This window comes from Streptomyces sp. CA-251247 (assembly GCF_050952975.1).
Classification (GTDB): domain Bacteria; phylum Actinomycetota; class Actinomycetes; order Streptomycetales; family Streptomycetaceae; genus Streptomyces; species Streptomyces achmelvichensis.
Window position 1 is genome coordinate 5540094 of sequence record NZ_CP191861.1, and the last position, 25492, is coordinate 5565585.

The following is a 25492-nucleotide window of genomic DNA, read 5'->3' on the forward strand; positions in this document are numbered from 1 at the left end:
CGCCGGTGTCGACGTACGACCGCTACACGAACGCCCCTGAAAGCCTCCAGTGGCAGGTCCCGGCCTCGGGCGCGGCCCGCTTCAGCTGGGAGTACGACGACGGCCGCGACCGTCTTCTCGCCCTGTACCAGAAGGGCAAGGACAAGCAGTGGGACGGCGCCAAGCGCATCGACTGGGACCTCGAGGTCGATCCGTACGACCCGCTCGGCACCCCCGACGAGGCGCTCACCCTCTACGGCTCGCGCCACTGGGCGAAGCTCACCGAGAAGGACAAGGGCGAGCTGCGGAAGCACTACACCTCCTGGCAGTTCAGCCAGTTCCTGCACGGCGAGCAGGGCGCGATGGTGTGCGCCGCGCGCATCGTCGAGTCGGTGCCCGACCTGGACGCCAAGTTCTACTCCGCCACCCAGACCATGGACGAGGCCCGGCACGCCGAGATCTACGGGCGCTTCCTGCACGAGAAGGTCGGGATGCTGTACCCGATCAACGACAACCTCCAGGGGCTGCTCGGCGACACCCTGCGCGACTCGCGCTGGGACATGCCCTACCTCGGCATGCAGGTCCTCATCGAGGGCCTCGCCCTCGCCGCGTTCGGCCTGCTCCGCGACACCACGGACAAGCCGCTGCCCAAGCAGATCCTGGCGTACGTCATGCAGGACGAGGCGCGGCACGTGGCGTTCGGGCGGATGGCGCTGCGCGACTACTACCAGCAGCTCAGCGACGCGGAACTGCGCGAGCGCGAGGAATTCGTGATCGAGGGCTGCTACCTGATGCGCAACCGCCTCAGCGGCGTCGAGGTCCTGGAGAACTTCGGCATCCCCCGGCAGGAGGCCGCCGAGCTCTCCGAACAGTCCGAGTTCCTCCAGCTGTTCCGCAAGCTGCTGTTCAGCAGGATCGTGCCGTGTGTGAAGGACATCGGGCTGTGGGGCGAGCGGCTGCAGAAGGCGTACCTGGACATGGGCGTCTTCGAGATGGGTGACGCCAACCTCGACCTGCTGATGACCCAGGACGAGGAGATCGCCGAACAGCTGGACCGCGAACGGTTCGCGGAGGAGGAGCGGGCCAGGGTGGCGGAGGTCGAGGAGGCGATCGCGGACGGCGGGGAGCGCGGCTAGGAGCGGACGGCGGACACCGGGCCGTCGGCCGGTGTTCCGGGCGCGGGCGTACGCTTCCCGCGCGGATGACCTGCTGGTTGAACCGGGACCGCCGGCCGGCCGTACTCATAGCCGGCGGCCCGACCTCCCGAGCCCGGTCCGCCGTGCCACCACCGCGCCTCGCACGGAAGGACCTTCGGGTGTCGCTCTTCACGCGCTCTCGTCAGCTGCTGCACAAGGACGCGGCGACCACCGAGGGGGACCCGGCGCCGACGGCCGGTGACGCGGCCGCCGATGCCCCGACCGACGCCGGGGAGGAAGGCGTCGCGGCCGACCCCGAGCCTGCCGCCGACGCGGACGCCGACGGCCCCGAAGCGGCCCCGGCCGGCGGGCGGAAGCGCCCGGGCTTCGCGCGCGCCCGCTCGTCGACGACGACCGTGCTCGCCGCCCTGCTGGTGTTCGCCGCGCTCGTCGTCCCCAACGAACTCACCCGTGTCACACCCGCCTCCTTCACCCGCATACCCGTCGAGGCGATCTTCGGTGCCGCCCTGCTGCTGGTCCTGCCGACGCGGGCGCGACGGGTGACGGCGGTCATCGCCGGAGTGTGCCTCGGTCTCGTGACCATCCTGAACCTGCTGGACATGGGGTTCTACTCGGTGCTCGACCGGCCGTTCGACCTCGTACTGGACTGGATCCTGTTCGACGACGCGAAGGCGTTCCTCCAGGACTCGGTCGGCACGGCCGGCGCGATCGGCGCCGTCATCGTGGTCATCGCCGTGGTTCTCGCCGTCCTCGTCCTCATCACGCTGGCGGTCGTCCGGCTGACCCGACTCGTCGCCGAGCACAGTGCGGTCGCCACCCGTTCCGTCCTGGTGGCCGGGACCGTCTGGGTCGCCTGCATGGCGCTCGGGGTGCGATACGTCGGCGTCCCCGTCGCCTCCCTGGCCACGGCCGACCTCGCCAAGCACCGCCTGTACACGGTGCGTGCCGGCATCGAGGACGAGCGGGAGTTCGCCAAGGTGGCGGCCGTCGACAGGTTCGCCGACACCCCTGCCGACCAACTGCTGACCGGACTGCGCGGCAAGGACGTCATCTTCGCGTTCATCGAGAGCTACGGCCGCAGCGCCATCGAGGACCCGGCGATGGCACCGCAGATGAACGAAGCCCTCGCCGAGGGCACCGACCGGCTGAAGGCGGCCGGCTTCTCCGCACGGAGCGGCTTCCTCACCTCGCCCACGTTCGGCGGCGGCAGCTGGCTGGCGCACTCCACCTTCATGTCGGGCCTGTGGGTCAAGAACCAGCAGCGGTACCGCAGTGTCACCTCGAGCGACCATCTCTCGCTCACCGGCGCCTTCCAGCGCTCCGACGCCTGGCGGACGGTCGGCATCATGCCGGGCGTCACCCGCTCGTGGCCGGAAGGGAAGTTCTACGGCCTCGACACCGTCTACGACTCCCGCGAGCTCGGCTACGAGGGCCCGAAGTTCAGCTGGGCGCCCGTTCCCGACCAGTACAGCCTGTCGGCCTTCGAGCGCCTGGAGAACAGCAAGCCGGGCCGCAAGCCGCTGATGAGCGAGATCATCCTCGTATCCAGCCACAACCCCTGGGCGCCCATCCCCAAGTCGATCGGGTGGGACGAGGTCGGTGACGGCTCGGTCTACCAGTCCATCAGCAAGGACGGGAAGGACCCGAAGGAGGTCTGGAAGGCCCCCGACCAGGTGCGTACCGAGTACCGGCGCTCCATCGAGTACTCGGTGAACAGCCTGGTCTCGTACGTGGCGAAGTACGGCGACAAGGACACCGTGCTGGTCTTCCTCGGCGACCACCAGCCCGCGAAGATCGTCACCGGTGAGAACGCCGGCCGGGACGTGCCCATTTCGATCGTCGCCCACGACCCCGCGGTTCTCGACAAGATCGCCGGCTGGGGCTGGCACGAGGGCCTCAAGCCGTCCCCGGACGCGCCGGTCTGGCCGATGGACACGTTCCGCGACCGCTTCCTGACGGCGTACGGCCCGCAGCCCGCCGCTCCGGCGACCCCACCGGCCCGCTAGCGGGCCGGCAGACGAGACGGGCAGTACGCCGGGTTCAGTCGCCCGGGTTCGCCGCGCCCGCGCCAGGCGTCCGCGTTGGCCGGCGTACGGCCGGCAGCCGTTCCTGCGCCGCCACCGCCATCTCGACCAGCGCCACGTCCGCCCCGCGCGCCGCGACCAGTTGGAGGCCCACCGGGCAGCCGTCGTCCGTGAAGCCCGCCGGGACGCTGGCCGCCGGATGGCCGCTGAGGTTGAACGCCCAGGTCAGCGCCGTCGAGTAGGTCTCGCCCGGGCCGTCGTGGCCGTGGGGGCGGTTCGGGGTCGCGGGGGTCAGCAGCAGGTCGGACCGGGCGAACAAGGCGTCCAGGCGGTGGTCGTTCTCCGCGCGGACCCCCGCAGCGGCTGCCGGGCGGCCGCCCCGGACCGACTGCCAGGCGTCCCGCGGGTCGAGCAGCTCGAGGGGGCTCCGGTCCAGGCGTACCACTCCGGTTGTCTCCAGCAGCTCAGCCGCGGCCCGCGCCACCGACTCCACCTCCGGGTCCGTCCGTGCGAAACCCAGGTCCGGTGACCAGCGCGCCCGCAGCGGCAGGACGGGGCGTACCTCCTCGTACGGGTCGAGCACCGCCCGCAGACAGGTCCGTGCGTCCGCGGCCGTGGGGGTGAGCACACCCGCCGAGGCGAGGCCGGTGCGGTCGGGCGACGGCAGCAGGCCGTTCGTCGTCTTCAGCCCGAACACCCCGCACCAGGCCGCCGGGATGCGTACCGACCCGGCGCCGTCGCTGCCCGTGGCGAGAGCGGCCATGCCCGTCGCGACCGCCACCGCCGCGCCGGCCGAGGAGCCGCCGGGGGTGCGGTCCGCCCGGTACGGGTTCACGGTCCGGCCGTGCCGGCCGAGGCCCCAGGTCTGCCAGTACGTGCCCGGCCCCGGCACCGCCGTCGACCCGACGGGCACGGCGCCCGCAGCGATCAGCCGCCGGGCCGCGTACGCGCGGATGCCGGCCGGCCCCTTCACCGCGAACGGGACCCCCGCCAGCGCCCCCGCCGGATCGGGCTCACAGCTCAGCGCCCGCTCCGGCCACACGTCGAGGAAGGCGCAGACCTGCGGGTCCAGCCGTTCGATCCGCTCCAGAGCCCGGGCCACCGTCATCGGATCAGTCTCGCAGGGCCGCCTCCATGACAGCGCGCGCGATCGGACCCGCGCTGCCGCCGCCGCTGATGGCCCCGCGTACCGCCGTGGCATCCTCGACGACCACCGCGACCGCGACCGCCGGCTGGGTGGCGCCGCGCTTCTGCGCCCAGGAGATGAACCAGGCGTACGGCGTACCCGAGTTGCCGAGTCCGTGCTGCGCCGTGCCCGTCTTGCCGCCCACCTTCGCCCCCTTGATCGCGGCCTTCCCGCCGGTGCCGTCCTCCACCACGCGCACCATCAGCCGCTGCAACTCCCGTGCCGTGGAGGGGTTCATCGCCTGGTGGTACGAACGCTGGTCGGTCTGCGAGAGCGTCCGGCCGCCGGGGGTCGTCACACGCTCCACGAGATGGGGCTGTTTGAGGTCTCCGCCGTTGGCGACGGCCGCCGAGACCATCGCCATCTGGAGCGGCGTCGCCGTGGTGTTGAACTGCCCGATCGACGACAGCGCCAGCTGGTCCACGGTCATCCGGGTGTCGAAGTTCGAGGGGGCCACCCCGGAGGGGATGCGCAGCTTGCGGTCGTTGAAGCCGAATTTGGTGACGGTGTCCAGCATTCCGGCCATGCCGATCTTCACGCCGATGGCCGCCATCACCGTGTTGCACGACCACTGGATCGCGTAGGCGAGCGAGGCGTTGCCGCAGTCCTTCGTCGCGTTGGGCAGCGTGGTGCGGGTGCCCGGCAGGATGTACGGGTCGGGCGTACCGGTCGGCGCGTCGACATCGGCGACCACGCCCGCGTCCAGCGCCGCCGCGGCGGTCACGATCTTGAACGCGGAGCCGGGCGGATACGTCTGCCGGATCGCCCGGTTCAGCATCGGCTGTGTGTACTCGGCGTTGAGCCGTGCCCACGCGTACGTCGTCGACATACCCGTTCCCGAGAGCTCGCCGGGGTCGTACGACGGGCTGCTGACCAGCGCGAGAATCCTGCCGGTCGACGGTTCGAGCGCGGCGACGGCGCCCCGCTTGCCGCCGAGTCCCCGGTACGCGGCCTCCTGCATCGAAGGCTTGATGGTGGTGACGACATGGCCGCCGGAGCGCCGGTTGCCGCCCACGTCGTTCCAGAACGGGAACGCGGTGAGCAGCGGGTCCGAGCCGGAGAGCACCGTGTCCTCCGCGTTCTCCAGGAGGGTGGTGCCGTACGTCTGCGAGGAGAAGCCGGTCACCGGTGCGTACAGCGGGCCCTGGGGATAGGTGCGTTCGAAGCGGAGCTGCTGGCCGGTGTCCTCGTTGCCGGTGACGGGTCTGCCGCCGACCAGGATGTCGCCGCGCGGCCCCTCGTAACGGCCGATCGCCGTCCGGCGGTTCGCCGGGTTCTCGTCCAGCGAGCCGGACGCGACGAGTTGCACCCGAGCGGCGTTGATCAGCAGGGCGATCAGCAGCAGGAAGCAGAGGCCGGCTGCGCGGCGGATGTAGCGGATCACCTGTCCTCCTCCAGGGCTGGGACGAGTACCTCGGTGTCGGCCGGTTCCGGGCTCGGCCGGCGGGCCGAGTCGCTGACCCGGATCAGCAGCGCCACGATGATCCAGTTGGTGACGACGGACGAACCGCCCTGCGCCAGGAAGGGCATCGCCATGCCGGTGAGCGGGATCAGCCCCATCACGCCGCCCGCGATGACGAAGACCTGGAGGGCGATGATCGAGGCGAGCCCCACCGCCAGCAGCCGTCCGAACGGGTCGCGCAGACAGAGCCCGGCCTGGAAGCCGCGCGCCACCATCAGCGCGTAGAGCATCAGGATCCCGGTGAGGCCGACCAGTCCGAGTTCCTCGCCCGCGGTGGCGAGGATGAAGTCGGACTTCGTCGCGAACCCGATGAGCGTGGAGTGACCGAGGCCGAGGCCGGTGCCGAGCATCCCGCCCGCGGCGAAGGCGAACAGCGACTGGGCGACCTGGCTGGGGCCCTGGCCGGCCTCGATGGTCGCGAACGGGTCGAGCCAGTCCTGGACCCGGCCGTGCACATGGGGTTCGAGCAGGCCGACCGCGACCGCCCCGGCCGCCGCGAGCGTCAGACCCACCGCGATCCAGCCGGTCCGGCCCGTGGCCACGTACAGCATGATCACGAAGAGCCCGAAGAAGAGCAGCGAGGTGCCGAGGTCACGTTCCAGCACGAGCACGGCGACGCTGATCAGCCAGATCGCGACGACGGGACCGAGCACCCGGCCGGTGGGGAGCTGCATCCGCCAGATCCGGCGTCCCGTGCTGGCGAGCGTGGTGTGGTTGGCGGCGAGGTAGGCCGCGAAGAAGACGGCGAGCAGGATCTTCGCGAACTCGCCCGGCTGGAAGGACAGTCCGCCGATCCGGATCCAGATCCGGGCGCCGTTCACCGCGGGGAAGAAGATCGGCACGAGCATCAGGGCGAGCGCGGCGGCGACCGAGACGTAGGCGTAGCGCTGGAGGAGCCGGTGGTCGCGCAGCAGGAGGACCGCGGTGATGAAGAGGGCGACACCGAGCGTGGACCAGATCAGCTGGACGGGGGCGGCGATGTCGTGCGGTGTCTCCTGGTCGAGCCGGTAGATGAGCACCAGGCCCAGGCCGTTGAGGAGGACCGCGATGGGCAGCAGCAGCGGGTCGGCGCACGGGGCGCGGAACCGCACGGCGAGATGGGCGAGAAGCGCGAGGACCCCGAGGCCGGCGCCGTAGCGCAGTACGTCGTGCGGTACGGCGTTGTGGCGGGCGAGCCCCACCGCCGCATAGCCGAAGACGCTGATGAGGACGGCGCCCACCAGGAGCGAGAGCTCGACGCCCCGCCGCCGGGGGAGACGCGGGGCGGGCGGGGGAGCCTCCGCCGTCGTTGCGGTCATGCCACGCAACGTAGCAAGACGCAAGTCTTATGTCCCTTTATGTCAATAGTGTGCCGATGAGGAGTCGACGGAACGTCACATCTCGCCCTCCGGGGCGAGGTCGGGGGAGTCGTCGTCGAACCGCACGTACTCGGGCAGTGTCAGCCGGGCGACCGCGCCGCCCTCGGGTGCGTTCGTGAAGCGCAACTCGGCCCCGATGGCGGCCGACTGGCCGACCGCGATGGTCAGTCCGAGTCCGTGCCCCTTGCTGCCGCCCTCGGTGCGGAACCGCGCGGGACCGTGCGCCCGCAGATACTCCGGATAGCCCGGCCCGTGGTCGGTGACCGTCACCACCGGGCCGTTCACGGTCAGCACCACCGGCGGCCTCCCGTGCCGGTGGGCATTCGAGACGAGGTTGCCGAGCACGCGTTCGAGCCGGCGGCGGTCGGTCTCCACCGCCGCGTCCCCTGCGACCCGCACCTCGGTGTCCGTCCCCGACGACCGCACCACGCGCTCGGCCAGCCGCGCCAGTTGGTGCACCTCCAGGTCCACCGTCTCGCTGCCCGCGTCCAGCCGGGAGATCTCCAGCAGGTCCTCGGTCAGCGAGCGCATCGCGCGCACCCGGTCCCGCACCATCTCGGCCGGGCGGCCCTCGGGCAGCAGCTCGGCCGCCGCGGTCAGTCCGGTCAGCGGAGTCCGCAGCTCGTGCGCCACGTCCGCCGTGAACCGCTGCTCGCTCAGCAGCTTTCCCTGCAGCGAGGAAGCCATCGTGTCCAGCGCGCCGGAGACCGTCGCCACCTCGTCCTGGCGGCGCGAAGGGTCCTCGGTCCGCGGGTCGTTGACCCGGGCGTCGAGGTCGCCCGCGCTGATCCGCCGCGCCACCTGCGCGGTCAGATGCAGCCGGCGCGTGACCCGGGTGACGGCGAACGCGCCGACCAGCAGCGTCGCCCCGATGGCCAGCCCCGACGAGCCGACGATCGCCCGGTCCAGGCCGTCGATGGTGTTCGCGCTCTGCGTGTGGTCGACGCGTACGGCGATGGCCCGGCCGTCGGCGGGGCCCGCGGCCCACATCGTCGGGTGTCCCTCGAAGCTGCTCACGACCGTGCCGCGCTTCCCGCCGACGGCGACATCGCGCAACGCCGCCGGCAGGCCGGGGGGATCCACGCCCGCGTACCCGGGCAGCGGGGCACCGCCCTCGTACGCCTCGGTGGCCTCCGTCAGCCGGTCCAGTGCCTTCCCGCGGGACTCCTCCACCGTCTGCCGGGTGACCGCGACGTGCACCAGCGCGCCCAGCAGCGCCGCGAGCGCGCAGCACATCACGGTGATGAAGACCGCGGCCTTCCAGGTGAGCGTCGCGGTCCAGCGGGGCAGTCGCGGCGTTCTCACGGCCCGGCCGCCGGACGTCTCGGCGCGACGGAGGGCGGCGGAGTGGCGGAGGGGGAGGGCGACGGTGTGACGCGGACGATCTCGTCGCTGGTCGCCAGCATCGCGTTCTGCCGGGCGTCCCAGGACCACACCGTGCGGTACTCGTACCCGGGGATACCGGCGGAGACCGAACGCAGCACGAGGTCCCGGCCGGCCAGCTCCACGTTCACCAACTGGTCGTACGTGGCCATGACGCGCATCAGCCCGCCCTTGTCGGGCATGTAGCAGCGCACCGCCGTCTGCTGCTGCGGCAGGGTGATGCCGACGATCAGCTCGTCCTGCCCGTCACCGGTCAGATCGCGGTAGTAAGGCGGGAGCACCGGGCACGACGCGGGTTTCGCCTCGCAGCCGCGGAGCTGGGCGACCGTCTCCTGGTAGCGGTCGTCGGCGCCGGTGAAGGTGCTCGGCTTGGCGGCGGCCTCGGCGAGCAGGACCGTCACCGGGTCGAGTTCGCGCACCCCGGCGGCCGGGACCGTGATGCCGGGGACCCGTGCGGTGTCGGTCTCGCCGTAGTCGTTGGGCGGTGAGGTGACGGGCGCGAGACCGGGCCACAGCCGGACGGGCCCGACGGCCGTGGGGGTGGCGCCGGCGATCTCCAGCCGACCCTCGTCGCCGCATCCCGACAGCAGTACGGCGGTGGCCGCCGTCAGCAGCGCGGCGTACAGCAGGCGGGGCGGGCGCACGGGTCTCCTCGGACAGTCGGTCTTCCCGTAGACCTTATTCGTAGGGAAGTCCTTTTTGTCCACCGGCCCGGCGGTCACGCACCGCCGGCCGGAGTGCGCCGGTGGGGCAGGGGTGAGGGAGGCCTCGGGCCGGACGGAGGGATGACCCCGGCGCCGGTACGGGCCGTGGCCTCAGCGCTGGTACGGGTTCTGCTGCCCCGGCTGCGCCTGCGGCTGGGCCTGGGGCGCTCCGCCCTGCGGGCCCGCGGCCTGCGCCAGCAGCTGGTCGGCCTGCTCCTTGGTGATCTTCTGCTCCATGCCGCAGAACGTGCACTGCGTGGCGTACTTCGTCGACACCGGGAACAGAGGCACGAAGAACAGCGTGAACTTGGTGACCCGCTTGCGGAGCGTGTGCGCGGACGGGTTGCCGCAGTGCCCGCACACCAGCGTCAGTATCGCCAGCTGGAAGATGTAGCCCTTGGTTCCGAAAATGATCATGTTGTCGGTCCCTCCCTCGTCAGCGCCCGCCGGCACAGGGCCAGCAGCTTCTCATCCGTAAAGATGTCATGGCTGCCGTACCCGCCGTCCATCGCCTGGTGCCGCCGGACGGACGCGATCTCCGCACGCAGCGTCCGCTCCACCTCGTCCGCCACCGGCTCCACAGACCCCTCCGGGAGGTCCGCGAGACACGCGGCGATCGCGGGACGCGTGCCCGGAAGGGCCTCCCAGGCCGCCCGCAGCACGGGCCACGCACGGTCCGCGTCGCCCGTCACCCGCCAGAGGGCGATCGCCGCGTCCGTCCGGGCCCACGGATCGGGCGCCCGCAACAGTCCGGCCAGCGCGGGGGCGGCCGCCGCCGCTCCGCTCCCCACGGCACCGAGCGCCGCGGCCGCCGCGCGCCGCACGGCGAGTTCGCTCGCCGACAGGGCCGTACGCAGGACGGGAAGGACCTCCCGCGCGCCCGGCTCCACCGCCCACAGCGCTGCCGCGCTCTTCACGGCGAAGGCACCCGAACAGTCGCCCCCGCCCAGCAGCCCCCGCAGATCCGGCGCGGCCGCACGGGCCGCGGGACCGAAGGCGGTCAGCGCCCGCAGCGCCTGCTCGACGACCCACTCCTTGCGGTACCGGGGCGCCCCGCGCAGCACCCGCAGCACCTCCGGCAGCGCGTCGGCCGCCCGCAGCGCCGTCAGCCCGGACAGCAGAGGGCCCGCCAGATCATGGAGCCGTTCGTCCAGATCCAGGGCGCCGAGCCGGCGGCGCAGCGCGGGCACGAGCGGCAGGGCCTTCTCGCCCAGGTGGTCCAGCACATGTCCGAGGTTCTGCGGTGCCTCGTCCAGCTCCAGCAGCCGTGCCAGCACCGGCACCGCCCGCCGGTCGCCCGCGCGTGCGAGGGTCATGACGACACTGCCGAGCATGGGTGGCCCGCCGGGCCACTCCTGCACCCAGCCGGCCGGGTCCGCCGCGACCCGGTCCGCCAGCGCGTCCGCCGCGGGCGCGGCCAGGCCGAACAGCTCGCCGAGCGCGAGCACCGCGGCGTCCGCCAGCCGCGGTTCGGGATCGCTGAGCTGCTCGCCCATGAGTCCCACCAGTTCGCCGTAATCCCCGCGCCAGGTCCGCAGCAGCGCGCCGCTCATCCGTACGGCATCGGTCCGCTGCCCCCAGTCGGGGCTGCACAACTGGTCCGTCAGCAGGGCCGTCCGGTCCTCGACCCGGTCGCCCAGACCGGAGTGGAGCGTCCGCAGCAGGTCCGCCGTCCAAGGAGCGTGCCGGCCGGCCGTCTCCGCCTCGCGGCGCTCGCGCAGCTGCCCCAGCAGCGTCGGCGTCGACGGCCGCTCGGGCGCCGAGGAGGCGGGCACCGGCTCGGCGCGCAGCTCCCGCAGCAGGCCCGTCACGCCGGTCACCACATCGGGCGGCAGGGCGTCCGGGGCGCAGCGGGCGAGCTGGGCCAGAGCGGCCAGCCGGACCCCCGCGCCGTACGTCACCCGGGTCAGCCCGGTCAGCCACTCCACCACCCCGGATGCCAGCCGGCCGTGCCGCAGCGCTATCCGGCCCGCCGCCTCCACACAGGCGAAGCGGACCTCCGCGTCCTCTTCCGCGGCCAGGCGCCGGCGCAACAGCCCCAGCACCAGCTCCGGGTCACCGTGCAGAGTGGCGAGCGCGAGGGGTGCGGCGAGCCGCACCCCTCGGTCCCCGGAGTCGACGAGCGCGAGAAAGACGTCGGCGCCCGCGGTCACGGCCGACGCCGCCATCGCGTAGTTCGCCGCGTACTCGAACTCCTCGTCCTCCGGGTCCAGTTCGTCGTCGCCGTCGAGATCGATGCCGCCGATGCTGGTCAGCAGCTCGACGACGCCACCGCGGTCCTCGACGGACGGATCGCCGACCAGCTCCAGAAGGAAGGGGATGCAGGCGAGCGTCGAGTCGTACACATCGCCCTGATGGTGCACCGCGCCGTACATCCCGTCGAGCGCCGACTCCCGCTCCGCGGGGTCCGGGGACGCCAGCCCGTACAACAGGGCCGGCACGTCGTCCGCCGGACCGTAGGCATGCTCCAGTGACGCCCAGTCGACGTCGTTGATTCCCCCGAACACGCCTGCCCCCTCCCAAGAACGTGCGCTTGGGGAGAGTGTGCACCACCGCTCAGGCATCGCGGGGTTATTGCCCCGAAGGCCCCGGGGCTGTTCCCATGGTCCGGGGGTGATGGCATGACCGCGCTGCGCGTCACACCAGCACACAGGGAAGGCCGGGACCGGCTGTACGTCAGCCTTCCCGACGGTCGGAACGTCGCCTGGTTCGACCGTGACACCGGGCGGATCAGCCTGGTCGCGAACGAGCACCGGGACGAGGTGCTCGCGGCTCTCGCGCCTTATGTGACAGGGGACTTCACCATCGGGCCCCCACCCGTGCCCACCTCCGCCGACCTCGCCAGGCTCTCCCTCCATCCCGACGACGACCTGGCACCCAACCGCTCCGGCGAGAGCCTCCTCACGGAACTGGACCGCAGTCCCGCGTCCGCCGGCCGTTTCCGCCAGGACCCGCGCCTGGCCCAGCTCGACGCCGACCGGCTGCTCGGCGACGCCCTGGAGCGCCTGGAGTCGGTGGGCTGGCGCGTCCTGCACTCGATACCGCTGCCCGGCGCCGACCGCATCGACCATCTGCTGCTCGGACCGGCAGGCGCGCTGGCCGTGCACACCCTGCCCGCCCGGAAGCAGCGGGTACGTGTCGCCGACCCGATGGTCCGCGCCGGCCGCGGGCAGCCCGTCCCGCTGCTGCGCACCACCCGCCGCCGGGCGGAGCGCGCATCGCTGGCCCTGACCGCGGCCGTACGGCCGGTGCTCGCCGTGGTCGGGGCGGCGCGACTGGACGTCCTGCCGACACCGCCCGACGTCAGGATTCTTCGCGAGACGGAGGTGCCCGCGCTGGCCAGGCTCGGCGGGGTGCTGAAGCCGGCGGACATCGAGGCGCTGTACGCGACGGCGCGCGACCGCCGCACGTGGCTGCGGGCCTGACGGGACGGGTGGGGCGGCAACCTGACGGGCCGTGTGGTGCGGCGGCGGACGCGGGCGGTTGGGGCGGGACATGTGGAGCGGCGGCGCGGGCGGTTCGGGCGGGGACCTATGGAGCGGCCCCGGTCCGGCGCCGTCAGCCGGACGTGCCCGAAAGGTCCCCGTCCCCGTCCCCGTCCCTGTCGGCGTCCGGGGGAAGGCGCAGCCGCAGCACCGTGGTGGTCGCGTGCCGCGTGGTCCGCTGCTCCACCTCGGCGCTCAGCCCTGCCGCCACCGGCTGGTACGTGACCTCGCCGAGGCCGGCCGCCATCGCCACGGGCGCCGCGCCCGGCCCGAAGGCATCGCCCGCCCCGATGCCGGTACCGGACGCGGCCTGCGCCGGCAGGGCGGCGGCCGCCTGGACCCGCAGCGCCGGCGCCAGCGGACTGGAGACCACGGGGGTGTCGTCGTCGGGCAGGACCAGCACCAGAGCGTGCGGCCGGGACCGTGCCCCGGTGAATCCGACGACCACCGCGTCGTGCGCCGAGGTGTGCCGCAGCTTCATCCACGCGCGCGTGCCGCTGCGGTACGTCTGGTCCAGCCCTTTGATCACCAGCCCCTCGACGCCGATCCCGGGCAGCGTGTCGTACCAGGTCGCGGCCTCGTCGGCGTCGAGCGTCATCGGCACGGCCTGAAGCGGTGGTCCCATGGTCCCCAGCAGAGCCACCAGCCGGCCCCGCCTCTTCTCGTACGCGGAGGTCCGCAGGTCCGCGCCGTCCTCGGCCAGCAGATCGAAGGCCGCGTACGAGGCGGGCAGTTGCCGCGCAAGAGCGGGAGCCCGCCCCGGGGTTGCGGCCGCGCGCTTCTGCACGGCGGCGAAGTCGGTCCGCCCCTCCGACCAGACGGCGACCTCGCCGTCCAGCACTGTCCCCGCCGGCAACTGCCGTGCGGCGGCAGCCAGATCGGGGAACGCGTCCGTGATGATCCGCCCGGAGCGGGCCTGGAGCAGGACCCTCTCACCGGTACGGAAGATCACCATCCGGTGGCCGTCGAACTTCGGCTCGTACGCCAGCCGCCCCCCACGCGGCAGCGTGCTCACCGACTCGGCGAGCATCACCTTCAGCGGCGGGCGCGGCATGCTCACGGCAGCGCCCTCGCCTGCCCGGGATCGGTCAGCGGGGCGAGCAGATCGCCGTACCTCTCCAGACGCGCTGCGATGTCACCCATCCGGAAGGTCAGCTCCTGCCGCGCCTCCACCTCCTCCCAGGTGACGGGCGCCGACACGGTCGGCTCGGCCCGGGCCCGCAGGGTGTAGGGGGCGGCGGTCGTCTTCGCGGCGGCGTTCTGGCTGTGGTCGACGAAGACCTTCCCGGGCCGCAGATTGCGTGCCATCCGGTACAGGGCCAGCCGGGGCAGCGCGGCCTCCGCCTCGACCGCCAGGCTCTTCGCGTACGCCGACACCTCCTCCGACGGGGTCGGCCGCACGGGCACCAGGACATGCAGCCCCTTGGACCCGGAGGTCTTCACATACGCCTCGAACCCGTCCTCCGCCAGCCGCTCCCGCAGCCACAGCGCCACGGTGCAGCACTCCTCGACCGTGGCGGGGGCGCCGGGGTCGAGGTCGAAGACCATCCGGTCGGCGACGGCCGGTGCGTCCTGCGTCCACTGGGGCGTGTGGAACTCCACCACCAGATTCGCCGCCCAGACGAGTGACGGCAGGTCGGCGACGACGACCTGTCGGGCGTTCTTGTCGTCGGAGCGCGGCACCGGGGCGGTCCGTACCCACGATGGCGTACCGGGCGGCGGATTCTTCGTGAAGAACATCTGCCCGTCCGGGCCGTCCGGGTATCTGAGGAAGGAGACCGGCCGGTCGCTGATGTGGGGCAGCATCGCGTCCGCCGTCGAGGCGTAGTAGTGCAGCAGCTCTGCCTTGGTCGTCCCGGTGGCGGGGTGGATGACCTTCTCCAGGTTGCTCAGCGCCAGGCGCCGCCCCTCCACCTCTGTGATCGGCGTCATACGATGAGAATCCCACGATTCCCGGAATTTCGGATGAAAGGGATCAAGCGTGCGATCCATCTGGAACGGGGCCATCTCCTTCGGCTTGGTCAGCATCCCCGTGAAGCTGATGAACGCCACGGAGAACCACTCCATCTCCTTCCGTCAGATCCACGCCGCCGACGGCGGCCGGATCCGCTACCGCAAGGTCTGCGAGCTGGAGGAGAAGGAGGTGCCCAACGACGAGATCGGCAAGGGGTACGAGACCGAGGACGGCTCGGTCATCCCGATCGCGGACGAGGACCTGGCCACGCTCCCGCTCCCGACGGCGAAGACGATCGAGATCGTGGCCTTCGTGCCGGGGACGGCGGTCGACCCGTTGCAGATCGACGCGGCGTACTACCTCTCGGCCAACGGCGGCCCGGCCGTCAAGCCGTACACGGTGCTGCGCGAGGCCCTCAAGCGCAGCCAGAAGGTGGCCCTCGCCAAGTTCGCCCTCCGCGGCCGGGAACGCCTCGGGATGCTGCGCGTCATCGACGACGTGATCGCCATGCACGGCCTGCTGTGGCCCGACGAGATCCGCTCGCCGGACGAGGTGGCACCGGACGGGGACGTCACGGTCCGCGAGGCCGAACTCGACCTGGCGGATGCCCTGATGGACACCCTCGGCGAGGTCGACATGGACTCGCTGCACGACCACTACCGGGAAGCGGTCGAGGAGATGATCGCGGCCAAGGCCCAGGGCGCCGAGCTGCCCGCGCCGGCCGAGGGCGAGGGCGGCGGCCAGGTCATCGACCTGATGGCGGCGCTGGAGAGCAGCGTGCGGGCCGCGAAGAACGCGCAGGGCGGGGACGCGGGCACGGACAGGGGCGAGCACGCGGAGGTCACCCCGATCAAGGGCCGCAAGAAGACGGCCGCGTCCAAGGCGGCGTCGAAGAAGACCGCCGCGTCTAAGACGGCGGCGGGCAAGAAGGCGGCGTCGGGGACGCCGAAGAAGGTGACCGCGACCAAGACCGCGACGTCGAAGACCGCGTCGAAAGCGGCGGCGGGCAAGAAGGCGACAGCGGCGACGAAGAAGACGGCCGCGTCGAAGACAGCGGCGAAGACAGCGGCGAAGAAGACGACGAAGGCCTCGCCGAAGAAGCGCGCCTCGGCGTGAGGGGCCGCGTGCCGGCCCCTCCGCAGGCCCCGCCGGGGCGGGTGCCGTTTCCGGCTTCGGCGTCCTGAGAGGACCGAGGTCCGGGAATGAGGTCCGGGAATGGGGTCCCGGCATGGGCCCGCGCCCTGCCACCATCACCCCATGACCGACCTCGAAGGCTTCTGGTACGCGTCCCGCGCCCCCCTCTCCTTCAAGCTCCTCATCACCGCCGCAGGCCGCGGCTGGGTCGAGTACGGCCGCGAGGGCGAGTACGCGTCCAACACCGAGTTCACCTGGTCGATCCCCTCGCCCACCCGCCTGGAGCTCGTCTACGGCGACTGCCGTGAGACGGAGGGCGGGGACATGCGGATCACCTGGCCCGCGGACGAGCACACGGCCCACGAGTTCGCCGTCACCCGCCAGGACGACGGGACCCTGGCCCTGACGCTGGAGCCGCCGCTCAAGAGCGTCGCGGTGTTCACGCGGCAGCAGCGGTAACCGCGGCAGCCCGCACGCTCGGCGAGGCCCCCGCTCCCGTACGCACCGCCGAGCCCCCCGCGCGCCCCGCGCGCCCCGCGAAGCACCCTGCACCTGCCGCCGCACGCATCGCAGAGCCCCCCGCGCCCGCACGCCCCGCGAAGCACTCTGCACCTGCCGCCGCACGCCCCGCGAAAGCACCCCGCGCCCGCCCCCGCTGACCCCACGCATGCGTGCCCACGCCCGCCCTCACCCCCGTATGCCCACTCAACGCACACATCCCGTCACTCCACGCATTCCACCCCGCCTCAAACCATCCCAAATCGCCGCCTGCTTGTGAGCCGCCCCATAGGACCCACGTCACTTACTAAGCGCGGTAGTGGTGGCGTCCTACGTGCTCGACCGCAGGCGTCCCCCGCTCGATCTCACACGGGACATATCTGCGTAGTTCGGTAGTACGTCACATCTTTGCGTCCACCGCCGAGCGCCGTTAACCATGGCTGACGTTCCGGGGAGCCGAGTGCCGGACCGGGCGAAACCCGCCCGTCCGACCGCACCGGCCCACGCTGCGGAGTCCGACTCCGCTCCAGCCGTACCGACCCCCCGGTCGGCCTCCCCGCACGTCCCCCATGGAGAGGTACATCCGCATGACCACGCACATGAAGTCCAGCAGTACCGGCCGTATCGCCCGCCTTCGCAAGTTCTCGGTCGCGGGCATAGCCACCGCCGGTGCCGCGGCGGCCGCGCTCACGATGATGCCCTCGGCCGCCCACGCCGCCGAGCCGGTCTCCGCGAGCGCGTCCACCACCTCCGTCGCCGCGGTCAAGGCCAAGGCGGACGCCAAGGCCGACGCGCACGCGGCCAAGAAGGCCAAGGCGAAGAAGAAGACGTACGCGAACAACCTCGACGGCTGGATCAAGGAGTCGCTGGCCATCATGAAGGCCAAGGACATCCCCGGCAGCTACGAGGGCCTGCACCGCAACATCATTCGCGAGTCCGGCGGTGACCCGAAGGCCGAGAACGGCTGGGACATCAACGCCCAGAACGGCACGCCGTCCAAGGGCCTGCTCCAGGTCATCCAGCCCACGTTCGACGCCTACCACGTCAAGGGCACCCCGCACGAGCTGACCGACCCGGTCGCCAACATCACCGCGGCCGCCAACTACGCCGCCGACAAGTACGGCTCGATCGACAACGTCGACTCCGCGTACTGAGTCACAGGCGCAGCAGCACCCGCCGCACGAGCGACCACCGGCGTACCACTGCCGGTGAGCGCCTGACGGTGAACGATGGCCGGTGGCGACTGCCGGAACACCCGGGCAGCGCCACCCGATCAACGACGGCCGGCCGACGAGGCCCGGCCGGCGAAGGACGGACGGACAGGCATGCCGCACGAGAGCGGAGAACCGCACCAGCCCACCGGGACCGGCGCCCCCACGCCGGACCCCTACGGACCGGGCAAGGTGTACCGCTCTCGGGGCAGGGCACGGCACCGGGCTCGGCGGAGGTCACTGCGGATCGCCGCCTGGACCGCCCTCGGTGTCGTGGCAGTCGGAGGCGGCGGCCTGGCCTACCTCTACTCGCAGCTCAACGGCAACATCCAGGGCACCGACATCAACGCGGCCCTGGGCAAGGACCGACCCGGCGAGCAGCGCAACGGCTCGATGGACATCCTGCTGCTCGGCTCCGACTCACGGGCGGGTACGCACGGCCAGTACGGCTCGGGCGTCACCGGCGCCCGGTCGGACACGGCGATGGTGCTGCACGTCGACAAGACCCACAAGAAGGCGAGTGTCGTCAGCGTCCCGCGCGACACCGTCGTGGAGCGGCCCGCGTGCGCCAAGCCCGGCGGCGGCACGGCCCCGGCCGAACACCGGGCGATGTTCAACGAGTCCTACCAGGCGGGCGGACCGGCCTGCACCGTCAAGACGGTGGAGAAGATGTCCGGCGTCCGCATGGACCACTACCTCGAAGTCGACTTCAAGGGCTTCACCAAGCTCATCGACGAGCTCGGCGGCGTGAACGTCACGACCAGCAAGGCCATCAAGGACGACAGCAGCCATCTGTCCCTGCCCGCCGGCAAGCACACGCTCAAGGGTGAGCAGGCGCTGGAGCTCGTACGGACCCGTCACGCGGTGAGCGACGGCAGTGACCTCGGCCGCATCCAGCTCCAGCAGACGTTCATCAAGGCGCTGTTGCACCGCGTCGACTCCATCGGCCTGGCGAGCGACCCCACGAAGCTCTACGACCTGGCCGACACGGCGACCCGCACGGTCAGCGCGGACTCGGACCTGGCATCCGCGACGAAGCTGCTCGGCCTCGCGAAGGACCTCAAGGGCATCAAGCCGGACCGGATGAACATGGTCACCCTGCCCGTGACGTACGACCCCAAGGACCCGGGCCGCGTCGTCCCGCTGAAGAAGGCATCCCACCAGGTGTGGGACGCCCTGCGCGAGGACCGCCCGATCCCCGGGTCGGCGGCTGACAACTCGGTCGGCGACCGCGGCGACGCCCCGGTGACGGCGGGCACCTGACCTTCCCCCGGGCGCCGGTGCGCGCGTCCGGAATGCTGCCGGAATGCTGACGGACCGGCAGGAACCGAGCCGGAGTGACGCACGTCACAACGGTATGAGGCCGCCTTTCACCGCACTCCGCACACTCGGAGCGCTCGCCGCACTGTCGGCGCTCGTCCTGGTCACTGCCTGCGGGCAGGAGAAGAACGCGAACCGTACGGCGCCGGGTTCGGCATCGGAGTCGGACGCGAACCGGCGGCAGCAGTACGCCGTGACGACGGTGGTCCTCGCGAACGCCTCGCACGGCCCGCAGATATGCCACTCCGCGCGGATGATGATGCCCCCGGCGTGCAGCGGTCCCGACGTGATCGGCTGGGACTGGGACGCCGTCACGTCCCAGTCCGTACGCGGTACCCGATGGGGCACGTACCACCTCACCGGCACCTGGGACGGCACACGCCTCACCCTGACCGAGCCGGCGAAGGACCTCCGCCCCGGCGACAAGCCCCGCGGCGGCACGGACGACCCGGACTTCAGGACTCCGTGCGAGGCACCTCCGGGCGGCTGGAAGCCGGTCGACCGGTCCAAGGTCTCGCACGCGGCCGAGCAGCGTCTCCAGGAACTTCTCGAACAGGACCCGGAGTACGGAGGCCACTGGATCTCCTATCCCAAGGGGATCGGGAGGGGGCGGACCGTCACCGTGGTCACCTTCACCGGTGACCTCCCCGGCAACGAACGAGAGATCCGCACCACATGGGGCGGCCCGCTCTGCCTGCTCACCGTCGAGCGCTCCCAGCAGGAACTCCGCACGGTGCGCGAGGACTTGGTGAAGCGGGTGAACGCGGGAACCCCCGGCTATCTGGGCGTGGGCTCGGACCCTGTGAACAACCGGGTACGGCTGTACGTCCCGGTCCCGAGCGCCCCTATGCAGCAGGAGCTCGACCGCCGCTACGGCAAGGGCGCGGTCGGACTCGCGCCATGGATGCACCCGAAGGCGCTGCCCGGGACCGCCTCCCATCCCTGACGCCGGGGCGCCCGAGGGTCCGTCTACGCTCCGGTTCGTACGCGTACTCGCGCTCGGCGAAGGGCAGAGATGTGCGAACCAATTCCCGGATGACGGCGCTCCTGGGGGATACAGACCTCAGGGACCTGAGGTCCGCGGACATCCCTCCCCTGTTCCGTGAGGTCGCGGAACGGGGATGGTCCACGACGGCCAGTGGGGCCCGCGTGCTGACCGATCTGCGCCCGGAGGGCCCGGCCGAATACTTCGACCGGCTCGCGGAGGAAACCACGGTCAACGGCCGGGGAATGACCGACTACGACCTCCCCACCGCTGCTCACGAGCGCACGCCCCTTCTGCTGCGACGCTGCCTGGCGTACCTCTGCGCCGCTCTGCGCGAGGCGCAGAAGGAGTTCGGGGACAGCGGGGTGAAGGGATACGTCTCCTTGTCCTTCGCCGACACCGAGGACGCGCTCCTCACCGCCCATGTCACCTTCTGCACGCCACTGCCCGACGTACGTCCCTACGTCGCTGATCTCGAGCGGGTGGAGAACGAAGCGGTGGCGGAGATCTCCGTGGAGGACTGCCGGCTGTGGTCGTGAGGAGCCCGGGGCTGACGAGGCAGAATCGGGGATCCTCAGTCCTGCTTCGACGCGGGGTGCAGGAGGGCACGCAGATACCGGCGCCGGTACCAGCGTTGCGCGATCAGAAGCACCGGGAACACGGTCCGCCAGGGGCCCGCGGGGGCGCGGCTGGTCAGGGAGCGCAGCGTCAGGGTGACCCGCCCGTCGGCTTCGCGGCCCACCACGAAGGCCTCCTCACCGGACACCGGATGGCCGGGCAGCGTGCCGTAGGCGAAGCCGCACCTGTCGGCGGTGTCGACGACGGCGACCACCCGCACCGGCTCATGAACGGCCACGGGTCCCCACGCCGCCGTGATCCGGTACTCGGCCCCCTCGACGACCCGCTCACCGGCGTCCACGAGCGGAGTGACGCGGAAACCGCTACGGCGCTTGATGCCCCACCGCAGCACGGCATCGGAGGCGGCGCGCCAGTCGCTGTCGCCGTGCCCGATGACCACGGTTCGCTCATAGCGGCGGTAGCCCGGGACTGCCGTGGTCCAGGTGCCGTCGCCGGGACAGGTCGCACCGGCGGGAGCGTAGGTGAGGTGGCGACTGCCCGCCGGTTCGTCGGGTCTGTCCGAGGGCATGACGGGCTCCTGTGACGACGGCTGGGCTGACGGCCGGCCGCTGAGCCTAACGGGCTGGGATGCCGCCACCGGGCGCCGGGTCGGTACCCGTGCATCCCACGGCCGGCATCCCACGGCATCAGCGGCCGGCCGTACCCGGCTCAACCGCTGACAGTCACGGCCTGCACGGGACAGCTACGAGCAGCCTCCTTCAGCAGCGAGTCCCCGTCCCCGCCCTCACGGCCGGCCAGCACGACTCCGTACCCGTCGTCGTCCTGGGTGAAGACCGCGGGCGCGGTCAGAGCACACATGCCCGAGCCGATGCACTTGTCGCTGTCGATACTCACTCTGGTGGTCACAAGCTCGTCCCTTCGAGTTCGGTGCGCACGAGGCCTCGTACGGGAGGAGTGGTTCCCTGACGGAGCCGCCGGGCAGGCCCTGCGCCGCTCGCGTCACCCGGTCGGGTGCAGCGCCGGCCGGGGGCGACCCTCACGCGGCCGAGCCGGACCCAGCTCAGCCGGGTCCGGCTCGGGAGCCACGGCTTGTGTGCCGCGTGGGCTACGCCGGGTCGATGCGGTGGATGGCGCCACCGATGTCGAGGACGTACAGCTCGCCGCAGCCGTCCTGCACGAAGGAGATGACCTCACCGCCACTGACGCCGAGGTCGCTCTCGCCGGTCACCTTGCCGTCCTTCATCTGCAGGGCGCGGACGGTGCCGTCGCAGTAGTCACTGAAGAGGTACTGCCCCTTCAGGGCCGGGATCGCCTTGCCGCGGTAGACGAAGCCACCGGTCACCGAGCAGCCCAGCCCGTTACGTCCGTACTCGTGGACGGGCGGCACATGGTTCGCCGGCTCGGTCCCACCGCGGAACGGATGGGTGCCCTCCATCTCGGACCACCCGTAGTTCTCGCCGCCCTTGCTGCTCGCCGGGGCCCAGTCGATCTCCTCCCAGTCGCTCTGCCCGACATCGCCGATGAGCATGTCGCCGGTGCCGGCATCGAAGGAGAACCGCCACGGGTTGCGCAGCCCGTACGCCCAGATCTCGTCCTTCGCGTTCGGGTCACCCACGAACGGATTGTCAGCCGGGATCGCGTACGGCTTCGCACCCCGCGGGTCGATCCGCAGGATCTTGCCGAGCAAGGTGTCGAGGTTCTGCCCGTAGTCGTGCGGGTCCCCGCCCGAGCCACCGTCGCCGAAGGCGATGTAGAGGTAGCCGTCGGGCCCGATTTTGATGTCGCCGCCGTTGTGGTTGGCGTACGGCTGCGTCTGGGTGAGGACGGTGCGCCGGGTGTTCTTCTGGATCTTGCCGTTCCGCACGGCGAACTCGTCGACGGTGCTGGTGCCTTCGAGGTTCGTGTACGAGATGTAGAAGTACGCGAACCGCTTGTCGAACGCGATACCCAGCAGTCCGCGTTCCCCGTCGACGGTGGTCTCTTTGGTGATGTCGAGCACGGGCGCGCCGAGCCCCCTGCTGTCCAGAACCCGTACGGTCCCGGCCCGCTCGGCAATCCACACGGTCCCACCGGGCCCGGCGGCACCGGCCGACGGATTCTTCGCGGTGGCCACGTGCTCGAGAGCGACCGCGGCCACCTTCGACGGGGTTTTCGGCGGGACTTTCGGCGGGGCGGCGGACTCGTCGGCGGAAGCACTGGACAGGGCGAGGGAAGCAACAAGACAGATGGTGCCGATAATCGCGGAGCTTCGGGTGCGAACGTTCACCGTGACCCTCCTGAAGGCGGCGCATGGGGAGTTCACCCGGCTGCTGGGCAGAGTGGAGCGTGGGGGTAGGGGGCGCCCGCGCCAGCACGCAACCTGGGTGGGGGGATGGTGTGCCACTGGCCGGGGACGAGACTACTGGGACGGGAGGGCGTTGGCCTAGACCAATGCGGCATCTGTGTAGGGGAGTTGGGCTCTGGGGGTGAGCGCCCGGCAGGTTGTGGATCGCCGCGATGGCTGCTGCTGTGGCCACACGCGGCACCGCGTTTCCGGAGGGCCGACCTCTGGAGACGGATCGAAGACCTGCTGCGCGAGGACCGGTGATCGCGCCCGGGCCATGGTGATTCATACTCCGGGCGTGGACATATCCGACGACGGCCAGAAGCTCGCTCCCGAGTGGATCGAGGTCGGCAACAACATAAGCGGCAGCCTGCGCGGCTGTCGTGACGCCTCTTCTGTGGCGGAGCGCTTCGTGAGAGCCGGCTGGAGGTCGAGGTCGTCATCCTGGTACGCGTACGAGCTCGAGACCAGTTGGTGCCAGGTGGAGATCGAACCCATCGACGCGTCGGACCTCCTGCTGAACGGCGTTGTCGACCCGAGGCGCTTCGACGAACTCGCCGACCTGCTCACCCGTTTTGGGCTGCGGTACGGCTTGGAGCTCTCGGCGGCGGACGGCGCGCTGGTCGGCGAGGCCCGAGGGTGAGCTGCTGAAGCTCAACTGTGCGGGGCCTGGGCGGGTTCGGGGGGCGTGCGCCAATTCCGGCTGGCGGCCTGGGGCACCGCACCGTGATCCAGGCATCGAATGGGCCGCGGCCTCTGTCATATGGTCACTGCGGGCGGCACGCGGCTGCGCAATTAGGAAGACCCCGGCCTCAGCGTTCCGCTGGTGATGGGTCTTTGGGTATTTCATGCGAAGTGACCCGGCCGGATTCGAACCTGCGCACACGGCTCCGGAAGGCGCTTGACTTCTCGGAGCTTCCGCAGGTCAGCGCCTCGGGGCGGTGTGTACAGCAAGTCGTCGTCCACGAAGGGCCGCGAGCTCGAAGGAGGGCCTGATGTTTGCACTGCACGCCTGTCGCGGGTCGAATTGTCTATCGGCCTCTACAGCCTGTCGTCATCGCACATACCTCGCGGCCCGAGCTGGTCGCAGGTTCAGGCCGGCTTCCTGGGCTACGTCGTAGGCCGACCACGGACCCTCCTGAGTGCACGGCGAGGAGTCGCCCTCACCGCCACCCTCCGCAGCACCAGGCGCCTCTGAGGGTCTGGGACCCGGGGCCCGCAGCAGATGGCGTTGACGTCTCGGACGAAACATGGGCCCGTCCCGCGACCGGTGGAGCGGTCACTTCGCAGACCGGCCGACCTGGGACCGTCAGGGCGAACTCCGGCTTCCGCTGCGGTCGTTGACGGCAACGGCATAACTTGGTTAACTACTTGCTTATGGATTTCACCATTGTCGCCCACGCCGTCGAAGTAGATCACGGCATCAAGCGGTTCTCGATGCGCTTCATCAAGCAATATGCGGCGCCGGACCGCGTTCGCCTCAGTGTTGAGCTCTGCGAGCAGATCACGCAGGCTCTGGATGCGCTCGGTTTGATGACCTTGCCCCGTCGGCTTCCTACGTCCGAGACCGATGACATCTTCGTCATCCAGAAGAGCAGCCCGCTCGGAGAGGCCGTGATCATCGCGGCATCGGTCGCAATGATGGAGAAGATGGGAACGCCGGTACTTCCGACGCTCTTTGAGCGATTTCCGGAAGCAAGGCGTCATCTGACGTGAGAAAAGAGTCGCATTCCGATCAGATCTGATCAACTGTTGTGCATGCGAGCTTACTTGTCGCATCGATGGAGGGAAGGCTCTAAGGTCGAACTACGCAGCACGGTTCACCGGCGGCGCGTCGGTCCCGGTGTTGCGCCAGGACTACTTCGTCTAAAGTCCCTGGCGTAACGGAGTTATCGCATGACCCTCGACGAGCAGTGTCGCGTTCGCCGCCACGTCCAGATGATCGTCCCGACGTCCAGGGGGAACGCTTTCACCGACTTCCGTGCACCGACTCGTCAGCCCTTGCCGGATAGTCTTTACTTCCTTGACGATTCCGGAAATGCGGATATCTCGGCATTTGGGTTCTTGCGAGTGCCGCAGGTGGACGGGTGGTCGACGGCCGAGGCTGCGTGGACGACCTTCCTGAAGGAATTGCAGGTCAACCCGTACATCACCTACACGCCCGACTACCCGCTTCACGCCGTTGACCTGATTGCCGGGCGGGGTCGGCTGTTGCACCCGGTCGCTGGGGCTGCCCCCACCAAGCGGCAGAAAACCGAGGCCGCGAACATCGTGCTCCAGGGTCTGCGGACGCTGGCCAGGGTGCCAGGGCTCGCCGTTGGTGCGGTCTACCGCCATGGTGCGACCCGTGAGGATCTCTACGCCGACCTGGTGAGCATGGTCAACAACCGGCATGCGGCGGCGGGCAGTTCGTGCCAGTTCATCGTCGACGGCAATGGCACTGAGAGGGCCCTGCGGGCAGCTCATCATCGGCTGCCTGCCGACCGACGGCACGTTTTGGGGGATCCCCTGCTCGTTCCCGCCAGGCGGATTCCGTTGCTGCAGGCGGCCGATTTCGTCGCGCACGTCGCGCACCAGTCCGTGGTCCGGTTGCCCAGTCGCGCATTCATGTGGGACTGGTACGGCCAGGTCTTCCCCGAGGCCGGCGCGCCGATGGATCTCGGACAGCTCCTCTGAAAGGTCCGGGCCCCTGCGGTGAAGCCGGGGCCCGGGTCGGACCTGGTGCTCCGGAATTCCGGGCCAGGACCGCG

At 71.0% G+C, this 25492-nt stretch carries 24 protein-coding genes; 12 read left to right on the forward strand and 12 right to left on the reverse strand.

Features of this window, described 5'->3' with window-relative positions; translation table 11 throughout:
• Positions 1-5: 5 nt before the first annotated feature.
• Both ACQPWZ_RS24705 and ACQPWZ_RS24710 read left to right on the forward strand, forming a co-directional pair.
• Positions 6-1115, forward strand: coding sequence for a ferritin-like domain-containing protein (locus ACQPWZ_RS24705; RefSeq protein ID WP_433572397.1), 1110 nt, complete (start codon positions 6-8; stop codon positions 1113-1115).
• Between the two features lie 179 nt (positions 1116-1294).
• A complete protein-coding gene (locus ACQPWZ_RS24710; protein ID WP_433572398.1) occupies positions 1295-3142 on the forward strand; it encodes a sulfatase in 1848 nt (615 codons plus the stop codon).
• A 34-nt stretch (positions 3143-3176) separates the two neighbouring features.
• Here the strand turns inward: ACQPWZ_RS24710 and ACQPWZ_RS24715 are convergent, their stop codons facing one another.
• The 7 genes from ACQPWZ_RS24715 to ACQPWZ_RS24745 all read right to left on the reverse strand — a co-directional run bounded on the left by ACQPWZ_RS24715 (position 3177) and on the right by ACQPWZ_RS24745 (position 11760).
• Positions 3177-4268: an amidase family protein gene (locus ACQPWZ_RS24715; protein ID WP_433572399.1), complete on the reverse strand. Its 1092-nt coding sequence runs from the start codon at positions 4266-4268 to the stop codon at positions 3177-3179.
• A gap of 4 nt (positions 4269-4272) precedes the next feature.
• The gene (locus ACQPWZ_RS24720; RefSeq protein WP_340475365.1) at positions 4273-5730 is read right to left on the reverse strand and encodes a penicillin-binding transpeptidase domain-containing protein; all 1458 of its coding nucleotides are present in this window, start codon (positions 5728-5730) and stop codon (positions 4273-4275) included.
• The gene (locus ACQPWZ_RS24725) at positions 5727-7106 is read right to left on the reverse strand and encodes an FtsW/RodA/SpoVE family cell cycle protein (protein WP_356705448.1); all 1380 of its coding nucleotides are present in this window, start codon (positions 7104-7106) and stop codon (positions 5727-5729) included. The genes ACQPWZ_RS24720 and ACQPWZ_RS24725 overlap by 4 nt, the downstream gene beginning before the upstream one ends.
• A 75-nt stretch (positions 7107-7181) precedes the next feature.
• Positions 7182-8471 carry an ATP-binding protein gene (locus ACQPWZ_RS24730; protein WP_433572400.1) on the reverse strand — a complete coding sequence of 430 codons (1290 nt, stop codon included), beginning with the start codon at positions 8469-8471 and terminating at the stop codon, positions 7182-7184.
• Positions 8468-9193, reverse strand: coding sequence for a hypothetical protein (locus ACQPWZ_RS24735; RefSeq protein WP_383239905.1), 726 nt, complete (start codon positions 9191-9193; stop codon positions 8468-8470). Before ACQPWZ_RS24735 ends, ACQPWZ_RS24730 begins: the two co-directional genes overlap by 4 nt.
• Before the next feature lie 171 nt (positions 9194-9364).
• Positions 9365-9670: a zinc-ribbon domain-containing protein gene (locus ACQPWZ_RS24740; protein WP_313944122.1), complete on the reverse strand. Its 306-nt coding sequence runs from the start codon at positions 9668-9670 to the stop codon at positions 9365-9367.
• A complete protein-coding gene (locus ACQPWZ_RS24745; RefSeq protein WP_433572401.1) occupies positions 9667-11760 on the reverse strand; it encodes a HEAT repeat domain-containing protein in 2094 nt (697 codons plus the stop codon). The genes ACQPWZ_RS24740 and ACQPWZ_RS24745 overlap by 4 nt, the downstream gene beginning before the upstream one ends.
• Positions 11761-11874: 114 nt before the next feature.
• On the opposite strand from ACQPWZ_RS24745, the gene ACQPWZ_RS24750 reads away from it, so the two are divergent.
• The gene (locus tag ACQPWZ_RS24750) at positions 11875-12678 is read left to right on the forward strand and encodes a nuclease-related domain-containing protein (protein ID WP_433572402.1); all 804 of its coding nucleotides are present in this window, start codon (positions 11875-11877) and stop codon (positions 12676-12678) included.
• A gap of 133 nt (positions 12679-12811) precedes the next feature.
• On the opposite strand, the gene ACQPWZ_RS24755 is transcribed toward ACQPWZ_RS24750, so the two are convergent.
• Positions 12812-13792 (reverse strand): ATP-dependent DNA ligase, encoded by a 981-nt coding sequence (locus ACQPWZ_RS24755; protein ID WP_433573862.1) that lies wholly within the window; start codon positions 13790-13792, stop codon positions 12812-12814.
• Positions 13793-13794: 2 nt separating this feature from the next.
• Entirely contained in the window at positions 13795-14670 is an 876-nt protein-coding gene (ligD, locus tag ACQPWZ_RS24760; protein ID WP_433572403.1) for a non-homologous end-joining DNA ligase, read from the reverse strand.
• A gap of 49 nt (positions 14671-14719) precedes the next feature.
• Between ligD and ACQPWZ_RS24765 the strand changes: the two genes are divergently transcribed.
• The 6 genes from ACQPWZ_RS24765 (at position 14720) to ACQPWZ_RS24790 (ending at position 20379) form a co-directional block, all read left to right on the forward strand.
• Positions 14720-15808, forward strand: a complete 1089-nt coding sequence (locus ACQPWZ_RS24765) for a Ku protein (RefSeq protein WP_433572404.1) — start codon at positions 14720-14722, stop codon at positions 15806-15808.
• A gap of 141 nt (positions 15809-15949) precedes the next feature.
• Positions 15950-16285: a hypothetical protein gene (locus tag ACQPWZ_RS24770; protein ID WP_340475374.1), complete on the forward strand. Its 336-nt coding sequence runs from the start codon at positions 15950-15952 to the stop codon at positions 16283-16285.
• 626 nt (positions 16286-16911) lie between these two features.
• Positions 16912-17478 carry a transglycosylase SLT domain-containing protein gene (locus ACQPWZ_RS24775; RefSeq protein WP_340475375.1) on the forward strand — a complete coding sequence of 189 codons (567 nt, stop codon included), beginning with the start codon at positions 16912-16914 and terminating at the stop codon, positions 17476-17478.
• A 171-nt stretch (positions 17479-17649) separates the two neighbouring features.
• Positions 17650-18798 (forward strand): LCP family protein, encoded by a 1149-nt coding sequence (locus ACQPWZ_RS24780; protein ID WP_433572405.1) that lies wholly within the window; start codon positions 17650-17652, stop codon positions 18796-18798.
• Between the two features lie 94 nt (positions 18799-18892).
• Positions 18893-19801, forward strand: coding sequence for a hypothetical protein (locus ACQPWZ_RS24785; protein WP_433572406.1), 909 nt, complete (start codon positions 18893-18895; stop codon positions 19799-19801).
• A gap of 203 nt (positions 19802-20004) precedes the next feature.
• Positions 20005-20379, forward strand: a complete 375-nt coding sequence (locus tag ACQPWZ_RS24790) for a hypothetical protein (RefSeq protein WP_433572407.1) — start codon at positions 20005-20007, stop codon at positions 20377-20379.
• A gap of 35 nt (positions 20380-20414) precedes the next feature.
• On the opposite strand, the gene ACQPWZ_RS24795 is transcribed toward ACQPWZ_RS24790, so the two are convergent.
• The 3 genes from ACQPWZ_RS24795 to ACQPWZ_RS24805 all read right to left on the reverse strand — a co-directional run bounded on the left by ACQPWZ_RS24795 (position 20415) and on the right by ACQPWZ_RS24805 (position 22685).
• A complete protein-coding gene (locus tag ACQPWZ_RS24795; protein ID WP_340475380.1) occupies positions 20415-20987 on the reverse strand; it encodes a DUF1990 family protein in 573 nt (190 codons plus the stop codon).
• A gap of 140 nt (positions 20988-21127) precedes the next feature.
• On the reverse strand, positions 21128-21325 hold the full coding sequence (locus tag ACQPWZ_RS24800) for a ferredoxin (RefSeq protein WP_340475381.1): 198 nt from the start codon (positions 21323-21325) through the stop codon (positions 21128-21130).
• A 199-nt stretch (positions 21326-21524) separates the two neighbouring features.
• A complete protein-coding gene (locus ACQPWZ_RS24805) occupies positions 21525-22685 on the reverse strand; it encodes a PQQ-dependent sugar dehydrogenase (RefSeq protein WP_433572408.1) in 1161 nt (386 codons plus the stop codon).
• A gap of 355 nt (positions 22686-23040) precedes the next feature.
• Between ACQPWZ_RS24805 and ACQPWZ_RS24810 the strand changes: the two genes are divergently transcribed.
• From ACQPWZ_RS24810 to ACQPWZ_RS24820, 3 genes are all read left to right on the forward strand, one after another.
• Entirely contained in the window at positions 23041-23385 is a 345-nt protein-coding gene (locus ACQPWZ_RS24810; RefSeq protein ID WP_433572409.1) for a hypothetical protein, read from the forward strand.
• A 734-nt stretch (positions 23386-24119) separates the two neighbouring features.
• Positions 24120-24458, forward strand: coding sequence for a hypothetical protein (locus ACQPWZ_RS24815; RefSeq protein ID WP_433572410.1), 339 nt, complete (start codon positions 24120-24122; stop codon positions 24456-24458).
• Between the two features lie 180 nt (positions 24459-24638).
• Positions 24639-25418: a hypothetical protein gene (locus tag ACQPWZ_RS24820; RefSeq protein WP_433572411.1), complete on the forward strand. Its 780-nt coding sequence runs from the start codon at positions 24639-24641 to the stop codon at positions 25416-25418.
• Positions 25419-25492 lie beyond the last annotated feature (74 nt).

Excerpts from the sequence above, each read along its gene's own strand:
- ACQPWZ_RS24795 (WP_340475380.1), bottom strand. The coding sequence starts at position 20,987 with ATGCCCTCGGACAGACCCGACGAACCGGCGGGCAGTCGCCACCTCACC.
- ACQPWZ_RS24715 (WP_433572399.1), bottom strand. The coding sequence starts at position 4,268 with ATGACGGTGGCCCGGGCTCTGGAGCGGATCGAACGGCTGGACCCGCAG.
- ACQPWZ_RS24775 (WP_340475375.1), top strand. The coding sequence starts at position 16,912 with ATGACCACGCACATGAAGTCCAGCAGTACCGGCCGTATCGCCCGCCTT.
- ACQPWZ_RS24725 (WP_356705448.1), bottom strand. The coding sequence starts at position 7,106 with ATGACCGCAACGACGGCGGAGGCTCCCCCGCCCGCCCCGCGTCTCCCC.
- ACQPWZ_RS24755 (WP_433573862.1), bottom strand. The coding sequence starts at position 13,792 with ATGCCGCGCCCGCCGCTGAAGGTGATGCTCGCCGAGTCGGTGAGCACG.
- ACQPWZ_RS24785 (WP_433572406.1), top strand. The coding sequence starts at position 18,893 with ATGAGGCCGCCTTTCACCGCACTCCGCACACTCGGAGCGCTCGCCGCA.
- ACQPWZ_RS24815 (WP_433572410.1), top strand. The coding sequence starts at position 24,120 with ATGGATTTCACCATTGTCGCCCACGCCGTCGAAGTAGATCACGGCATC.
- ligD (WP_433572403.1), bottom strand. The coding sequence starts at position 14,670 with ATGACGCCGATCACAGAGGTGGAGGGGCGGCGCCTGGCGCTGAGCAAC.
- ACQPWZ_RS24750 (WP_433572402.1), top strand. The coding sequence starts at position 11,875 with ATGACCGCGCTGCGCGTCACACCAGCACACAGGGAAGGCCGGGACCGG.
- ACQPWZ_RS24780 (WP_433572405.1), top strand. The coding sequence starts at position 17,650 with ATGCCGCACGAGAGCGGAGAACCGCACCAGCCCACCGGGACCGGCGCC.
- ACQPWZ_RS24820 (WP_433572411.1), top strand. The coding sequence starts at position 24,639 with ATGACCCTCGACGAGCAGTGTCGCGTTCGCCGCCACGTCCAGATGATC.
- ACQPWZ_RS24770 (WP_340475374.1), top strand. The coding sequence starts at position 15,950 with ATGACCGACCTCGAAGGCTTCTGGTACGCGTCCCGCGCCCCCCTCTCC.
- ACQPWZ_RS24740 (WP_313944122.1), bottom strand. The coding sequence starts at position 9,670 with ATGATCATTTTCGGAACCAAGGGCTACATCTTCCAGCTGGCGATACTG.